The sequence below is a fragment of the Novosphingobium sp. P6W genome, assembly GCF_000876675.2.
Lineage (GTDB): Bacteria > Pseudomonadota > Alphaproteobacteria > Sphingomonadales > Sphingomonadaceae > Novosphingobium.
Map to the genome: position 1 here is coordinate 1,516,325 of NZ_CP030352.1, position 13,758 is coordinate 1,530,082.

General features: G+C 65.1%; 14 protein-coding genes and 2 tRNA genes. 11 read left to right on the top strand and 5 right to left on the bottom strand.

The window, feature by feature from the left end; translation table 11 throughout:
* Nucleotides 1-46 precede the first annotated feature (46 nt).
* The 4 genes from TQ38_RS29915 to TQ38_RS07360 all read left to right on the top strand — a co-directional run bounded on the left by TQ38_RS29915 (nucleotide 47) and on the right by TQ38_RS07360 (nucleotide 4,584).
* Nucleotides 47-205: a hypothetical protein gene (locus TQ38_RS29915; protein WP_162792217.1), complete on the top strand. Its 159-nt coding sequence runs from the start codon at nucleotides 47-49 to the stop codon at nucleotides 203-205.
* Complete coding sequence (locus TQ38_RS07350) at nucleotides 202-2,067, top strand: hypothetical protein (protein ID WP_043975367.1); 1,866 nt, start codon at nucleotides 202-204, stop codon at nucleotides 2,065-2,067. The genes TQ38_RS29915 and TQ38_RS07350 overlap by 4 nt, the downstream gene beginning before the upstream one ends.
* Before the next feature lie 4 nt (nucleotides 2,068-2,071).
* Nucleotides 2,072-2,959 (top strand): tyrosine recombinase, encoded by an 888-nt coding sequence (locus tag TQ38_RS07355; protein WP_255417965.1) that lies wholly within the window; start codon nucleotides 2,072-2,074, stop codon nucleotides 2,957-2,959.
* 101 nt (nucleotides 2,960-3,060) lie between these two features.
* Nucleotides 3,061-4,584, top strand: a complete 1,524-nt coding sequence (locus TQ38_RS07360) for a M48 family metalloprotease (protein ID WP_052505698.1) — start codon at nucleotides 3,061-3,063, stop codon at nucleotides 4,582-4,584.
* Between the two features lie 104 nt (nucleotides 4,585-4,688).
* Here TQ38_RS07360 and TQ38_RS07365 read toward each other — a convergent pair whose 3' ends face one another.
* Together TQ38_RS07365 and TQ38_RS07370 are read right to left on the bottom strand one after the other, a co-directional pair.
* Entirely contained in the window at nucleotides 4,689-4,862 is a 174-nt protein-coding gene (locus tag TQ38_RS07365) for a Flp family type IVb pilin (RefSeq protein WP_043975365.1), read from the bottom strand.
* 139 nt (nucleotides 4,863-5,001) lie between these two features.
* Complete coding sequence (locus tag TQ38_RS07370) at nucleotides 5,002-5,196, bottom strand: Flp family type IVb pilin (RefSeq protein ID WP_370059790.1); 195 nt, start codon at nucleotides 5,194-5,196, stop codon at nucleotides 5,002-5,004.
* Between the two features lie 92 nt (nucleotides 5,197-5,288).
* Here TQ38_RS07370 and TQ38_RS07375 point away from each other — a divergent pair, with 92 nt between their 5' ends.
* The 3 genes from TQ38_RS07375 (at nucleotide 5,289) to TQ38_RS07385 (ending at nucleotide 5,993) form a co-directional block, all read left to right on the top strand.
* Nucleotides 5,289-5,714 (top strand): (deoxy)nucleoside triphosphate pyrophosphohydrolase, encoded by a 426-nt coding sequence (locus TQ38_RS07375; RefSeq protein ID WP_043975364.1) that lies wholly within the window; start codon nucleotides 5,289-5,291, stop codon nucleotides 5,712-5,714.
* 74 nt (nucleotides 5,715-5,788) lie between these two features.
* Nucleotides 5,789-5,865 (top strand) — tRNA-Arg (locus TQ38_RS07380).
* Nucleotides 5,866-5,916: 51 nt separating this feature from the next.
* Nucleotides 5,917-5,993: transfer RNA gene (locus TQ38_RS07385), tRNA-Arg, on the top strand.
* Nucleotides 5,994-6,082: 89 nt separating this feature from the next.
* Here TQ38_RS07385 and TQ38_RS07390 read toward each other — a convergent pair.
* Both TQ38_RS07390 and TQ38_RS07395 read right to left on the bottom strand, forming a co-directional pair.
* Nucleotides 6,083-7,402, bottom strand: a complete 1,320-nt coding sequence (locus tag TQ38_RS07390) for a chloride channel protein (protein WP_043975363.1) — start codon at nucleotides 7,400-7,402, stop codon at nucleotides 6,083-6,085.
* 233 nt (nucleotides 7,403-7,635) lie between these two features.
* Nucleotides 7,636-8,247, bottom strand: a complete 612-nt coding sequence (locus TQ38_RS07395; RefSeq protein WP_043975362.1) for a hypothetical protein — start codon at nucleotides 8,245-8,247, stop codon at nucleotides 7,636-7,638.
* A gap of 562 nt (nucleotides 8,248-8,809) precedes the next feature.
* On the opposite strand from TQ38_RS07395, the gene TQ38_RS07400 reads away from it, so the two are divergent.
* The 4 genes from TQ38_RS07400 to TQ38_RS07415 all read left to right on the top strand — a co-directional run bounded on the left by TQ38_RS07400 (nucleotide 8,810) and on the right by TQ38_RS07415 (nucleotide 12,942).
* Complete coding sequence (locus TQ38_RS07400) at nucleotides 8,810-10,309, top strand: phospholipase D-like domain-containing protein (RefSeq protein WP_240197986.1); 1,500 nt, start codon at nucleotides 8,810-8,812, stop codon at nucleotides 10,307-10,309.
* On the top strand, nucleotides 10,284-10,904 hold the full coding sequence (folE, locus tag TQ38_RS07405; RefSeq protein WP_043975361.1) for a GTP cyclohydrolase I FolE: 621 nt from the start codon (nucleotides 10,284-10,286) through the stop codon (nucleotides 10,902-10,904). Before TQ38_RS07400 ends, folE begins: the two co-directional genes overlap by 26 nt.
* An 18-nt stretch (nucleotides 10,905-10,922) precedes the next feature.
* Nucleotides 10,923-11,384 carry a GFA family protein gene (locus TQ38_RS07410; RefSeq protein WP_043975360.1) on the top strand — a complete coding sequence of 154 codons (462 nt, stop codon included), beginning with the start codon at nucleotides 10,923-10,925 and terminating at the stop codon, nucleotides 11,382-11,384.
* Nucleotides 11,385-11,505: 121 nt separating this feature from the next.
* Nucleotides 11,506-12,942, top strand: coding sequence for a hypothetical protein (locus TQ38_RS07415; protein ID WP_043975359.1), 1,437 nt, complete (start codon nucleotides 11,506-11,508; stop codon nucleotides 12,940-12,942).
* A gap of 3 nt (nucleotides 12,943-12,945) precedes the next feature.
* On the opposite strand, the gene TQ38_RS07420 is transcribed toward TQ38_RS07415, so the two are convergent.
* Complete coding sequence (locus TQ38_RS07420) at nucleotides 12,946-13,626, bottom strand: SDR family NAD(P)-dependent oxidoreductase (RefSeq protein WP_043975358.1); 681 nt, start codon at nucleotides 13,624-13,626, stop codon at nucleotides 12,946-12,948.
* Nucleotides 13,627-13,758: the final 132 nt, after the last annotated feature.

Genomic DNA, 13,758 nt, shown 5'->3' on the forward strand with positions numbered 1-13,758 from the left:
TCGCAGCGCAAGCACGGTTAAGATCGGGCATGATGAAGGAAGACGAGTGACGATCATGAAGCGCAGGCGCAGGCTTGCAGGAGCAATCGCCATCGCCGTTCCGCTCGCCGTGGTCGCCCTGGGCGTCGCCGCATGGAGGGACGCGGGCGTTCAGCCGGTAGCGCACCAGACTATCGCCGTTCCGCTACCGGAGCTTGCGAAATGAGGGCGGCTTACCTTCTCGCAGGTGCCGCGCTGGCGCTGACCTCGGTCTGGGTCGCGGCGCAGGACGCACCCGAATCGCTGCTTCCAAAGATGTTCGATGAGCCGGCGCCCTCGCGCACGGCCGCGCCGCGCCCCGCAGCGCCGCGCCCGGCGGCGCCGAGCAGCGCGCCGTCGTCTTCGGCGCCGCGCGCGGTCTCGACGCCGATGGTGCAGGCCATCCCGACCGGGACGCCGGAAGTTCCGGCGCTGGTGCAGGCGCAGGATCAGGGGATGCTGACGCGCGTGCCCTCGCTCGACGAACTGGCGCGCATGTCGCCGGAGGATTTCGAGGCTCTGCTGGGCAGCAAGATCGTGATCGACATGCCGCCGCAGGCGCGCCGCTCGGTCGATCAGGCCGGGCTGCTTGACGAGGAAGAGGGCGGATTGGCCCCCGATTCGCTGGCGATCCAGAACGGTCGTCTGATCCAGGTTGCGCTCTCGGGTAACCGCGGCATGCTCGTTTCGCGCTGGGGACACATCCTGCTGCGCCGGGCGCTGGCCTCGCGCCTGCAGCCGCCGCGCGGGATGAGCGCGCAGGACTTCCTGGCGCTGCGCGTATCTCTGCTGCTGCGCATGGGCGAAACCGACGCCGCGCGCGCCGTGCTGCAGGACATGGATATCGCCGATTATAACCCGGCGATCGGTGCGGTGGTGCTCGACGTCTATTCGAGGAACGCCGACTTCACGGGCATGTGCCCGGTCATGGCGACGCAGGGTTCGCTGCGTGACGATCCGGCATGGGGCGTGACCCGCACCATCTGCGAGGCGTTCCGCGGCAATAGCACTGCCTCGATCTCGCGGCTGGAGCGTGATCGCAATCGCGGGACGATGGACCAGATCGACATGCTGCTCGCGCAGAAATACGCGGGCGCGGCCGGCAAATCGCGCCGCGCGGTGACGATCGAGTGGGACAAGGTGACCGGGCTGACGTCGTGGCGCTATGGCCTGGCGATCGGCGTCGGGCTGGAGCCGCCTGCCGCACTGATGAAGAGCGCGGGCCCGTCCTATGACTATGTCACAGCGCTGGCGCCGATGGTGGGCCTTGCCCGCCGGGCTGCAGCGGCAGACCGCGCCGGGGCCGCGGGCGTGCTGTCCAACGCGGCGATGGTAGACCTCTATTCGCAGATCTACGCCGACCCGGATGTGACCGGTGAATGGCAGGACCGCGCCGAATCCCTGCGTGATGCCTATACTCAGGAAGATCCGGCTGCCCGCCTTGCGGCGATGCAGGCGCTTTGGAACATCAGCGGGCCGCTGAAGTATTCGCGCGAAGTGCTGACGGCCGCTGCCGCCGCGCGCATGGCGCCCAGCGCCGCGCTGGCGGACAGCGCCCCATCTCTGATCGCTTCGATGCTGGCGGCGGGTTACGATGCCAATGCCCTGCGCTGGGCGAACGTGGTCAATGCCGGTTCGCGCGGGTGGGGCCTGCTTGTGCTGGCGGCGCCGGGACGCGGGCCCACGGTCGATTCCGGCACGGTCGGTACTTATGTCGACGACGACGACAGTGTGAACAAGCGCCGGTCGGCCTTCCTTGTCGCGGGTCTTGCGGGGCTTGGCCGGATCGACGGCGGCGAAGCTGAGCGTGTTTCCGGCGAAACCGGGGCCAGCATCGGGGGAACCACCCGCTGGACCCAGGCGATCGACAGTGCGGCCCGGCGCGGCGATGCCGCCAGCGTGGTGCTGCTTGCCGGGTTCGGGATGCAGGGCGACGACTGGCAGCGCATGACTCCGCGTTTCCTGTTCCACATCGTCTCGGCCCTGCGCGAAGTTGGCCTCGATGCAGAAGCCCGGATGATCGCTGCCGAAGCGGTGGCGCGGGTCTGAGCGGGTGACGGGAGAGGATCTCCCCGAACGCTTCCTCGCCATGCTGGCCGTCGAGCGCGGCGCGGCGGCGAACACTCTGGCCGCCTATCGCCGCGACCTGGAAGCGGCGCGTGAAGTGCTGGGCGATGTCGCGGCGGCGCAGCCTGAAGAACTGGAGCGGCTGGGTTCGGCGTGGAGCCAGCTTGCCGCCTCCAGCCTTGCGCGGCGCTGTTCGGCCTTGCGCCAGTTCTACGGTTTCCTGATCGACGAGGGGCTGCGCGCCGACGATCCATCGCCCGCCCTGCCGCGCCCGCGCACCCGCCGCCCCCTGCCGCGCCTGCTTAGCCATGAGGAAGTGGAGCGTTTCCTCGCCACTGCCGACGAGGAGGCGGTCAGCGAGCATCACGATGCCGTGCGGCTGCTGGCGCTTCTCGAAATGCTCTATGGTTCGGGTCTGCGCGCAACGGAGCTGGTTTCGCTGCCGCTGACGGCGGTGCCGCGCGATGCGCCCTTCCTCCATGTCACCGGCAAAGGCGGGCAGCAGCGCATGGTGCCGGTCAGCACCCGCGCGCAGGCCGTGCTGTCGCGATGGCTTTTGGTGCGAAAGGGCACCTCGCGCTACCTGTTCCCGTCGAGCGGGGCGAGCGGTCACCTGACCAGGGTGCGATTGTTCCAATTGCTGCGGGCCTTGGCGGCGCGTTCCGGGATCGATCCCGAGCGTGTTTCGCCGCACGTGCTGCGTCATGCCTTCGCCACGCACTTGCTGGAAGGCGGGGCGGATCTTCGCGTGTTGCAGATGCTACTGGGCCACGCGGATATCGCGACGACCCAGATTTACACCCATGTCGACAGCGCCCGATTGGTTGCGCTGGTCAACGCGCGACATCCGCTGGCGGGCGGCAAGGTGCAGTAGGCGGACGGAACAAGGCAATTGTTGCCTCGTTCTTCGACACGGGAAGAATACTTGAGAGCCAACGCAAAGCGGCGGCGTTTTGCGCAGGGAAGGGAAGCGACATGGCCATCGAATTGAAACGAGCCTCGAAAACATTGCTGCGCGGGGGGGCTAGGTTGCGCGGGGCCACCGCGCTGGGCGCTGTGGGCCTGCTGGTCACGCTGGCGGGACCGGCGCCGCTGGATGCGCAGGCTGCCAAGGCGGCCAAAGTCTATGCCATCAGCCCCTCCGACAAGGCGCAGGGCGCCAAGGCCCACCCGGAACTGCTGGCCGAGTTCGGCGGCGCGGTCACCGGCGCGCAGGCCAGCTACGTCGAGCAGGTCGGCAAGAAGATCGCATTGCAGTCGGGGCTGTCGAATACGGCTGGCGACTTTACGGTAACGCTGCTCAATTCGCCGGTGAACAACGCTTTCGCGATACCCGGCGGCTATGTCTACGTTACGCGCCAGCTGACCGCCCTGATGAACAACGAAGCGGAACTCGCCGGGGTGCTTGGGCATGAGGTCGGCCACGTTGCCGCGCGCCATTCGGCGCAGCGGCAGAAGGCGGCGCAGCGCAACCAGATCATCGGCCTGCTCGGCTCGGTGCTTGCAGGGGCGGTGCTGGGCGACAATGCCTTCGGGCAGCTTGGCCAGAAGGTGTTTTCGCAAGGTTCGCAGCTGCTGACGCTCAAGTTCTCACGCTCGCAGGAACTGCAGGCGGACCAGCTGGGCATCACCTACCTCAAGCGCGCGGGCTATGATCCACGGTCTATGGCGACAGTGCTGGAAAGCCTGGCGCGGCAGAACGCCCTGGAAGCGCAGCTGCGCGGCGGGACAAGCGAAACCCCCGAATGGGCCTCGACCCACCCCGATCCCGCGTCACGCGTGCGCACGGCGATGACGTATGCCGGTAATTCGGCGACGGGCGCCACAAACCGCGATGCGTTTCTCAGCCGAATCGACGGTCTGGTGTATGGCGACGACCCCAAGCAGGGCGTGGTCGACGGCCGGAAGTTCACGCATCCGGTGCTGCGTTTCGCCTTCGATGCCCCCGATGGCTTTTTCATGGTCAACGGCACCAGTTCGGTGTCGATCAGCGGAACCTCGGGCAAGGCGCAATTTTCCGGCGGCAAGCTCAGCGGCACTCTCGATTCGTACATCGGCACGGTCTTTGCCGGGCTGACCGAATCGAATCAGGCGCGAATTACGCCGACCGCCATCGAAAAGACCACGGTGAACGGCATCCCGGCTGCCTATGGGACGGCGCGGGTGCAGTCTTCAAGCGGCACTGTCGATGTGGTGGTCTTCGCCTATGATTTCGGAAACGGGCAGGCCTATCACTTCGTGGCGCTGGCACAGCAGGGAGGGGCGGAGGTCTTCACCCCGATGTTCCGCTCGCTGCGGCGCGTCTCTGCGGCCGATGCCGGCAGTGTGAAGCCCCGATTGCTCGATGTCGTGACTGTAAAGGCAGGCGACACCGTGCAGTCTCTTGCCGCAAAAATGGCCTATTCCGATGCGCGGGTGGATCGCTTCCTGGTGCTGAACGGGCTTCAGGCTAATTCGGCACTGACGCCGGGCCAGAAGGTGAAGCTCGTTACCTACTGAGCAGGCCCGGTTTTCCCGTGCTTAATGCAGGTATCGCAGACAAACGAAAAGGGCGGCAGGTTTCCCTGCCGCCCCGAATTCGTGTAATTGCCAGTAATCGGCTATTACTTGATGCCTTCAGACATCTTCGACGAAGTCTTGTTGAAGGTCGACATCAGCTGCGAACCCATGCCCTGCATGGCGGCGATGGCGGCAACTGCGATGAGAGCGGCGATCAGACCGTACTCGATTGCGGTGGCGCCCTTTTCGTTGCGGCGCAGCTTGGCGAGAAACTTCATGAATTGTCTCCTGATAAAGCAGTCTAGTGTACCCGGTCCGCCTCGCTTCAGTCTCTCTTCTGCGCCTTGGACAATTTGTTCTCTACAGTGCAATCGTTGACAAAGGTTTAAGCTGAATTGTTCCCTGCTTGCGGTGAGTTCAGATTTTTGGCTGTGCCGCAGAAAATTTCGACGCGATATCGATCCACAATTGCACGGTCTGAGTAGCGGTCGCCTGTATGGCGATGAGGACGATCAGGACGATGAACGCGAGGATCAGCCCATATTCGACCGAGGACGTGCCGCGTTCGCTTTTCGTGATCGTCGAAAGGATGCGCTGCAGCAGCATGTTCACCGTATAATTCCCGCAAGTGGAGGCCGGGATCGCACCGGTGCGTTAAATTGCCTTTAAGGCTGGAGGTTCGACTGCAAAATTTTCCGACACCCATGCTGGTGGTTGCCGTGGCGCTGAGGGCGGGCGATGGCACAGTCCTTATGCAGCGGCGCGATTTCGAGGCCGTGCATGGCGGCTTATGGGAATTTCCCGGAGGCAAGGTCGATCCGGGCGAAACGCCGGAGCGGGCGGCGGTCCGCGAACTGTCCGAGGAACTGGGCATCACGATGGATATTGCCGCGCTGAAAGCGGTGGGCTTTGCCAGCGGGCATACGGTGCCGGCGGAGCAGGGCGGCAAGGGGCCGTCACGCCCGTTGGTCATACTCCTTTATCTATGCCGTATATGGCAGGGCGTGCCGAGCGCTCTGGAGGCGGCTGAGCTGGCCTGGACGGCGCCTGAGGCGATTTCCTCATTGTCTATGCCGCCGCTCGATTATCCGCTCGCCGAGGCGCTGGGGCGCTACCTTTCTGCCGGTTAATGCATTTTCCAGGCAGAAGGCGCGATATAGGCGTTGACCCCGTCCGATTCCCTTCCTAAAGGGCCACCTCCAACGCACCCATAGCTCAGCTGGATAGAGCATCAGACTACGAATCTGAGGGTCGGGCGTTCGAATCGCTCTGGGTGCACCACTTTCCCTTTTGGGTTGCGGTACATTTCGTGTGTTGGAAAAATGGTACTGTGCACCCATAGCTCAGCTGGATAGAGCATCAGACTACGAATCTGAGGGTCGGGCGTTCGAATCGCTCTGGGTGCACCACCGTTACAAAGAAACCCCGCCAGTGGCGGGGTTTTTTCGTTTCAGTTCCAGGTTCAGGTTGCCGCTTCGAGGCGCTGTTGCCCTCCGCCTTAGGCAGTCGATGCCGGGGCGGCGGTCTTTGTGGTGAAACCGCGCGACAGGCCGTGGTACAGCTTTTCCCGGCAGACCAGCGTGCTGACGGCGTCGGCGATGATCGCGGTGAGGAACAGCGGCACGATCATGCCCCGGCTCGCCGTCGTTTCCATAAGAATGATCACGGCTGTAAGCGGCGCGCGCGTCACGCCCACGAAATATCCGGTCATCCCCAGCAGCACTACCGCGGGCATTGGATCGTCAGGGAAGACATAGGACAGCAGTTGCCCGAATCCGGCACCGACGGAGAGCGAGGGGGCGAAGATGCCTCCAGGCGCCCCTGAGACGGCGGTGGCGGCCGTGGCGAGAAACTTGGCGGGGCCGAACCACGCGGAGACGCCGTCCTGCCCCTCGATCATGGCGCGTGTGCTTTCGTAGCCGGTGCCCCAGGTCGAACCGCCGCTCAGGATACCGACGGCCGCGACGATCAGCCCGCACACGACAGCCGCAGTGACCGGGCGGCTGCGGACGGTGAGGAACCACGGGTGAGTGCTACGCGCGAAGCCGAGGAGCGTGCGCGAGAACATGCCGCCCAGAACGCCGCCGAAGATGCCCGCGATGGGGGCGACCACCACGACCGAGCCGATCACCAGCGTCTGGTGCATCGCGCCGAAGTAGACGTAATCGCCCGCGATGCTGAGGCTGACGAGGCCGGAGACGACGACGGCGGCCATGACCAGCACGGCAACCCGCTGCTCGAATGCGGCGGCCAGTTCCTCGATCGCGAAAGCGACGCCCGCGAGCGGCGTGTTGAAGGCTGCGGCGACGCCCGCCGCGCCGCCGGCGATGAGCACGCCCGAGGTGACGGGCACGCGGAATATCCGGTGCAGCGCGACCATTATCGCGGCGCTGACCTGCACCGTGGGGCCTTCACGGCCGACCGAGCCGCCGCCCAGCATCATCGTCACTGTCAGCAACAGCTTGGCGATGGCCGTGCGCATGGAGAGCATCGGCGTGCGCGCAAGGTCGAGGTCCTGCCCCGCTGCCATCACTTGCGGAATGCCCGAACCGCGCGCGGCGGGCGTCCATCGCTGGGTGATAAGCACCACCGCCCCGAATACCAGCGGGGTGAGAACGAGCGGCGCATAAGGGTGAACGTGGGCGAACTGGAGGAAGATCTTCTGTGCGCTATCACCCGCCCAGGCGAACGCGATGGCGACAAGGCCCAGCAGGACCGCACCGATCCCTGTTGCTGCACGGCGACGCGCAAGATCGAGCGATCCGTCGATGCCGGGGACGGCGAGGAAGAAAGCTCGGGCGCGTTCCAGAAGGGTCAAGGTGGGTCCGCTCGCTGTTCAGGCGACGCGGCTTCGCGCGTCTTTGGAAGGGCTCGCGATCCCATTGGGGCAGTCACGCCGGGTATTGCAAGGCGAAACCCCGCTTCGCGCGTGCGTTCGGCGTATGCCCGGCTCTTCGACTACAAGACGAAAAAAGGGCCGGGAGGCGACTTTACATCGCGTCCCGGCCCCATTTCATCACGCCCGAAGGCGCGATGGGAAGCAAGCTTCGTTTACTGGCCAGTGGTGTCGCTGGCGGCAGCAGTGCCGCTTGCGGCCGCGCCGGCGTCCGTGCTGGCCTGAGCCGAACCGGCGGCCTGCGTTGCCTTGGCGAAGTCTGCGGCGGTCATGCCGAGAGCCAGCGAACCGTCGGTGCCGAGGCCGATGTAGGACTTCTTGAGGGCGGCGGCCGAACCGTTGCTGAGTGCTACGGTTACGTTGTCACCCTCAACCTTGGAGACGGTGCCGACGACGGCGCCGTCGCTGCTCTTGATCGGCGCATCGGCGACAATGGCGGCGTCCTTGGCAGCCGTGTTCTCAGCCTTGGCACCATTCACGGCCGCTTCGAGCTGGGCTTTGTTCATGCCAATCGTCAGGCCCTTTTCGCGTGTTACGAACGCGCTGGTGGGCAGGCCGGCGCGTGCAGTGCCGGTGGAAACGGTCACGACGTCGCCCTGGACGGATTCCACGCTGCCGACTTCGCCGCCCTCGGCGTCGAAGACCTTGGCGCCTACCGTCGGCGTAGCCGAAGCGGCTGCTGCCGGGGCAGGAGCGGCCTGGGCCATTGCGGCCATGGGAGCCAGGCTTGCGGCGGCAATCGCGGCGGCGATGATGGTTTTCTTCATGGCGTACTCCTTCTTTACGGGGCCGTGGGAGGGCGGCCTCGGGACAGACCCCCTGTCAGGGGCGTGAAAGGCGGTCCGGGATCACGAAAAGTACCCGGACACAGACCCCATCCGGCATGGCCGGGACCGCCGCCGCGATCGGTATCGCGGGTCGGCAGATGGGGTGGTGAAAGACTATAGGGAGCCGAATGCGCGGTGAGGTGAACGGTTGCCGGAACAAGGGGCGAATCGCCCCATAAGCGCGATGAACGGCCCCGAGCTTGTGGAAAATGCGCGGTTTTCAGCCGATCCTGATCCTTGTCCGGTCCCGTTAACCGAGAATCACCTGCCGGGATGGGTCAAAGCGCACCGGCCTGCCAGCACACAATCGAGCAGCTTATGTGTGTCAAAGGGAACATTCGCGGGGCTGATGGCTTAAGGGCGCGTGGTGGACACTCCAGCAGGGCTATCGATGGACGAGATTGCGGCGGAGGGCACCCTTGAGGATGCCCTGCCAAGTAAGAATGATGCCGCGAGAACGCGGCACGACGACGCGGTTTCGCCCTCCGTGTGGCGTTATGCGATGGCACGCCGAGCGCATGTCGTTATTGACGCTGCCGATTATTTCGAGGTGATCCGGGAGGTCATGGAGGAGGCGCAGCAGCGCATCTTCATGGTCGGCTGGGACTTCGATTCGCGCATCCTGCTGACATCCGGCAGACGCTGGTGGCAGCGTGGCCGGCACCGAAAATTTCCCGCGCGCCTGGGCTCCTTCATGCTGTGGCTGGTGAACCGCAAGCCGGGGCTGGAAATCCTGCTGCTGAAATGGAACTTCGCGGTCGTGAAGTACATGTTCCGCGGCACCATGCTGTTCGATCTGGCGCGCTGGGCGAAGCATCCGCGCATCGACTTCAAGTTCGATTCCGCGCACCCGATCGGTTGCAGCCATCACCAGAAGATCGTCGTGGTCGACGATACCGTGGCGGCCTGCGGGGGCATCGACATGACCTCAGACCGCTGGGATACGCCGGACCATATTCCCAAGGATCCGCGCCGCCGCCGGCCGACCGGGCACCTTTATGGCCCCTGGCACGACGTCACCATGCTGCTGGAAGGCGAAGTGGCCGCCGCGCTGGGCGAGCTTGGGCGCGAGCGCTGGAAGATTGCCGGCGGGGACGAGCTTGCCCCATGCCGGCCGCAGCAGCAATCGCCTTGGCCGGCCAGCTTGCGTCCCGAATTCGAGAACGTCGAGGTCGGCATTGCCCGCACCCGCGCCGAATATGGTGATTGCCCGCAGATCAGCGAGATCGAGCAGCTGTTCGTCGAACAGATCCGCCGCGCGAGACGCTTCATCTATGCCGAAACGCAGTACTTCGCCTCGCGCGCCATCGCCGAGGCCATCTGCGAACGGTTGCTGGAGGACGAGCCGCCCGAGTTCTTCATCGTCAACCCGGTTACCGCCGATGGCTGGCTGGAACAGCAGGCGATGGACACCGCCCGCGTCGAACTGGTCGAAACCCTGCAGAAGGCCGATCATTCCGGCCGTTTCCGCATCTTCACCCCGTCCGCCTCGGACGGGACGCCGATCTATGTCCATGCCAAGCTGACGATCGTCGACGACGAAATCCTGCGCGTGGGTTCGGCGAATATGAACAACCGTTCGATGGGGCTGGACAGCGAGTGCGATGTTTTCATCGACGCCGCGCGTCCGGCCAATGCGCATGTGGGCAATACGATCACCGGGCTGCGCCTGCGGCTGCTGGCAGAGCATTGCGGCATCGCCGAAGGCGAAGTGGCGGCGGGGATCGCGCGGCACGGTTCGATGGCGGCGATGGTCGATACGCTCAACCGGGCGACACCGCGCACTGGCAAATATCTCGAACCCTTGCCCTTGAAACAGTTGTCGGAAGCTGAAAGAGCAATCGGCAAGAGCGGGGTGCTCGATCCGGAACGCCCCGGCGAAATGTTCGAGCCTATCGAGCGACGTGGGTTGTTCCGGCGCAACGGACGGCTGATGCGTATGCGCCTGATGAAGAGATTGAAAAGGAACACGAGGGATGAGCAGTCTGGTCGGTCACGATGACGATGATCCGCAGGATGGACCTCTCGGCAAGCCCGCAGTCCCCGGACATGTGCAGGACGCCATCCGCACGCTGATCGAGTGGGCGGGCGACGACCCGACGCGCGAGGGCCTTGTCGACACGCCCAAGCGCGTGGCGCGGGCATGGCTCGAATACTGCCAGGGTTATCAGGAAGACCCGGCGGTCCATCTTTCCCGCATTTTCGAGGAAGTGGGCGGCTACGACGAAGTCGTGCTGCTCAAGGACATTCCGTTCCAGTCGCACTGCGAGCATCACATGGCGCCGATCATCGGCAAGGCAGCGATCGCCTATCTGCCGCGCGACCATGTGGTGGGCATTTCCAAGCTGGCGCGTGTGCTGCATGGCTTTGCGCGCCGGTTGCAGATTCAGGAGCGCCTGACAGCCGAAGTGGCGCAGTGCATCTGGCAGCACCTGAACCCTCAGGGCGTGGCCGTGGTGATCGAGGCGAACCACGCCTGCATGACCGCGCGGGGCGTGCGTACGCCGGGCGTCAGCATGATTACCAGCCGGATGATGGGCACATTCCTTGAGGACGAACGTTCCCGCAAGGAAGTGCTCAGCCTGATGGGTTACTGATCGGCGAAAGAGGATGTGATGGGACAGGCGCAGGTTCTGGAGGGTGGTTGCCGCTGTGGGCAGGTACGTTTCCGGTTGACCGCGCCGCCCCTGATCGAAAGCCTTTGCCACTGCTCGGGCTGCAAGCGGATGACCGCGAGCGCTTTCTCGACGACGATTTCGGTTCCCTCCGGCGGCTTCGAGCTGGTGTCGGGAGAGCCCGAGGTCGGCGGCCTTCACGGCGACGAGGCGCACCACCACCATTGCCCCTGGTGCAAGTCCTGGGTCTTTACCAGGGTCGACCCGGCGATGGGTTTCATCAATGTGCGCGCAACGCTGCTCGACGATCCACGGGCGTTCTACCCCTATGTGGAAATGCAGGCGGCCGATAAGCTGTCCTGGGTCCATACCCAGGTGGAGCGCCGCTATGATCGCTTCCCGCAGCTGGACGAATATCCCGAACTCATCGCTGGCTACGCGGCATGGCGGGCTGCGCGTTAGGTCCTTACCGAGAGCCGGCAGAGGGACTGAACCGACATTGTTTCCCCGATTGCCCCGAATGAGGGCTTGAACACGCAGGCGGCTGCGGCAAGAGACGCATGTTTCTGGGGCATACAGGCAGATGATCGAGCACATTCGCAGCACACCGGGCAGGAAGGTGCACGCAGCAGGCATACTGCTGGCGTTGGTCCCGGCTGCCATGCTGCTGTGGCTTCTGCTGCGCTCCGTGTGGGACGTCGATATCTTCTGGCAGCTCAAGCTGGGTGAGCTGATCCTCGACCGCCCGGGACCGATCTCGCATGAGCCTTTCTCGGCGCTGCACCTGGGCGATCCGATGCCATCGGTGGCCTGGGCGGGGCAGGCGCTGATGGCGCTGGCACGGCGGGTCGGCGGCTGGGACCTGCTGCGCGTGGTGGATGCCCTGTGCTGGCTCGGCGGCTTCTGGGCCGTGGCTGCCGCCTGCCGATTGCGCGGTGCGGCGATGCCTGCGGTCATGCTGGCGCTGGTCCTGACCTTCATCGCCGCGCTGCCGACCGCGAGCATTCGCCCGCAGAGTTTCGCATGCCTGTGCTTCGGGCTGCTGCTGGCCCTTCAGCGGCTGGGTCTGCGCCCGCTGCTGACAATCGCGCTGGGCGCGCCGCTGCTGGTGGCGTGGCAGAACCTGCACCCCTCGGTCAGCGTGGGCGTCATCGCGATGGGGCTGGCGTCCTTGCCGGGCTGGATTGCCTGGGTGGGCGACCGTAGCCGCACCGTGCCGGTGGCGACGAGCGTTCTGGCACTGATCGGCGCGGCGGCGGTTTTCGCGACGCCTGACGGAATTTCGATCATCCAGACTTCCGCTACGAATGCCGAAGCGAGCATCGCCATCGGCGCCAGCGAGTGGCTGCCCCTTTGGATTTCCGGCAATCGCTTGAATGCGGTGCCGGTGCTGGTCACGGTCTTGCTGGCCGCGCGGCTGGTCATGGGCAATCGTCGGCGGATCGATGCCGGCGAACTGGCAACGGCGATCGGCCTGCTGCTGATGACGATCACAGCCTATCGGTTCGTGCTGTTCTGGGCCGTGGCAATGGTCCCCGTCATCGCGCGCGCCGGCGCCGAGCCTGATGATAAGCGCGGCATGGGTGGCGGCTGGGGCACGGTAAGGGTGGTAGGCCCCATCCTCCTTGTCACCCTGTTCGCGCCGCTGCTGGCACCTACGCGTTTCGCCTCGACCTTGCCGCTGGCCGCTGTGGAGCGGCTGCGCAAGGAAGGCGTGCGGGGCACTGTCTACGGAGATTTCCCCTTCGGCGGCGCGATCATCGATGCCGGCTATCCGGCGTGGCATGTCGCCTACGACGGGCGCTATTACCGCTATTCGCGCAAGGAGTGGCAGTACAACGGCGGGATCGAGAACGGCATCGTCCCGCTGGTCGACGTTGTGCACAAATGGCAGCCGGCGGCCTTTGTCCTCGATGCGACGCACAACGCTCCGCTTGCCGGAGAACTGGCCCATAGCCGCGAGTGGCGCCGCATCTGGTCGCGCGACGGGATCGTCGTCTACGTTCCCCGGCGGCTCTGAAATTCAGCCGCCGCGGGTCACCGGGATCAGCGCGCCGCTGATTGCGCGTGCACTGTTCGAAGCGAGGAAGCCGATGACGTCGGCAATGGCGCCCGGCTGCACCCAGGTCGAGAAATCCGCATCTGGCATGTCGGCCCGGTTGACCGGGGTGTCGATCGTGCTGGGCAGGATCGCATTGACCGTGACGGCGGTTTCCGCCAGTTCCTCGGCCAGTGCTTCGGTGAGGCGGTGGACGCCCGATTTCGATGCCGCATATGCGCCCATTCCGGCGCCCGCCCGGTTTGCGGCGCCGGCACCGATGTTGACGATGCGCCCCGCCGTAGAGCCTTTTAGCGCGGGCAAGGCAAGCTGTGTGATCGTGGCCGCCGTCAGCAGGTTCATCGACTGCATACGCGCCCAGGACTCGATCGAGCCGCCTTCCAGTGTTTCCCAGGTGAAGCCTCCGGCGACATTGACCAGAACGTCGATCCCGCCATGCGCCGCCGTAACTTTGGCCAGCGCCGCTCCGGTCGACGCGGCATCTGTCAGGTCGACCCCGCCGATGTCGAGCGCGCCGGGCAGGGCGCTTCTGGCTTCGGGCGCAAAGTCGATCCGCGCCACTTTGTCGCCGCCCTGTGCGAAGGCCTGCGCCACCGCGTCGCCCAGAAAGCCGAAACCACCGGTGACGATAACCGAACGTGACATATGCTGTTTCCCGAAGTGAGCCTGTTTTCGTAGTGCTAACTTGGGTGCAGGTGGGCGACAAGGCGGGCGGGCCTTCCAACGCCCTGCCGATGACTGCGCACCATGCGAAAAGGGCGGCCCTTCCTGAAGGAA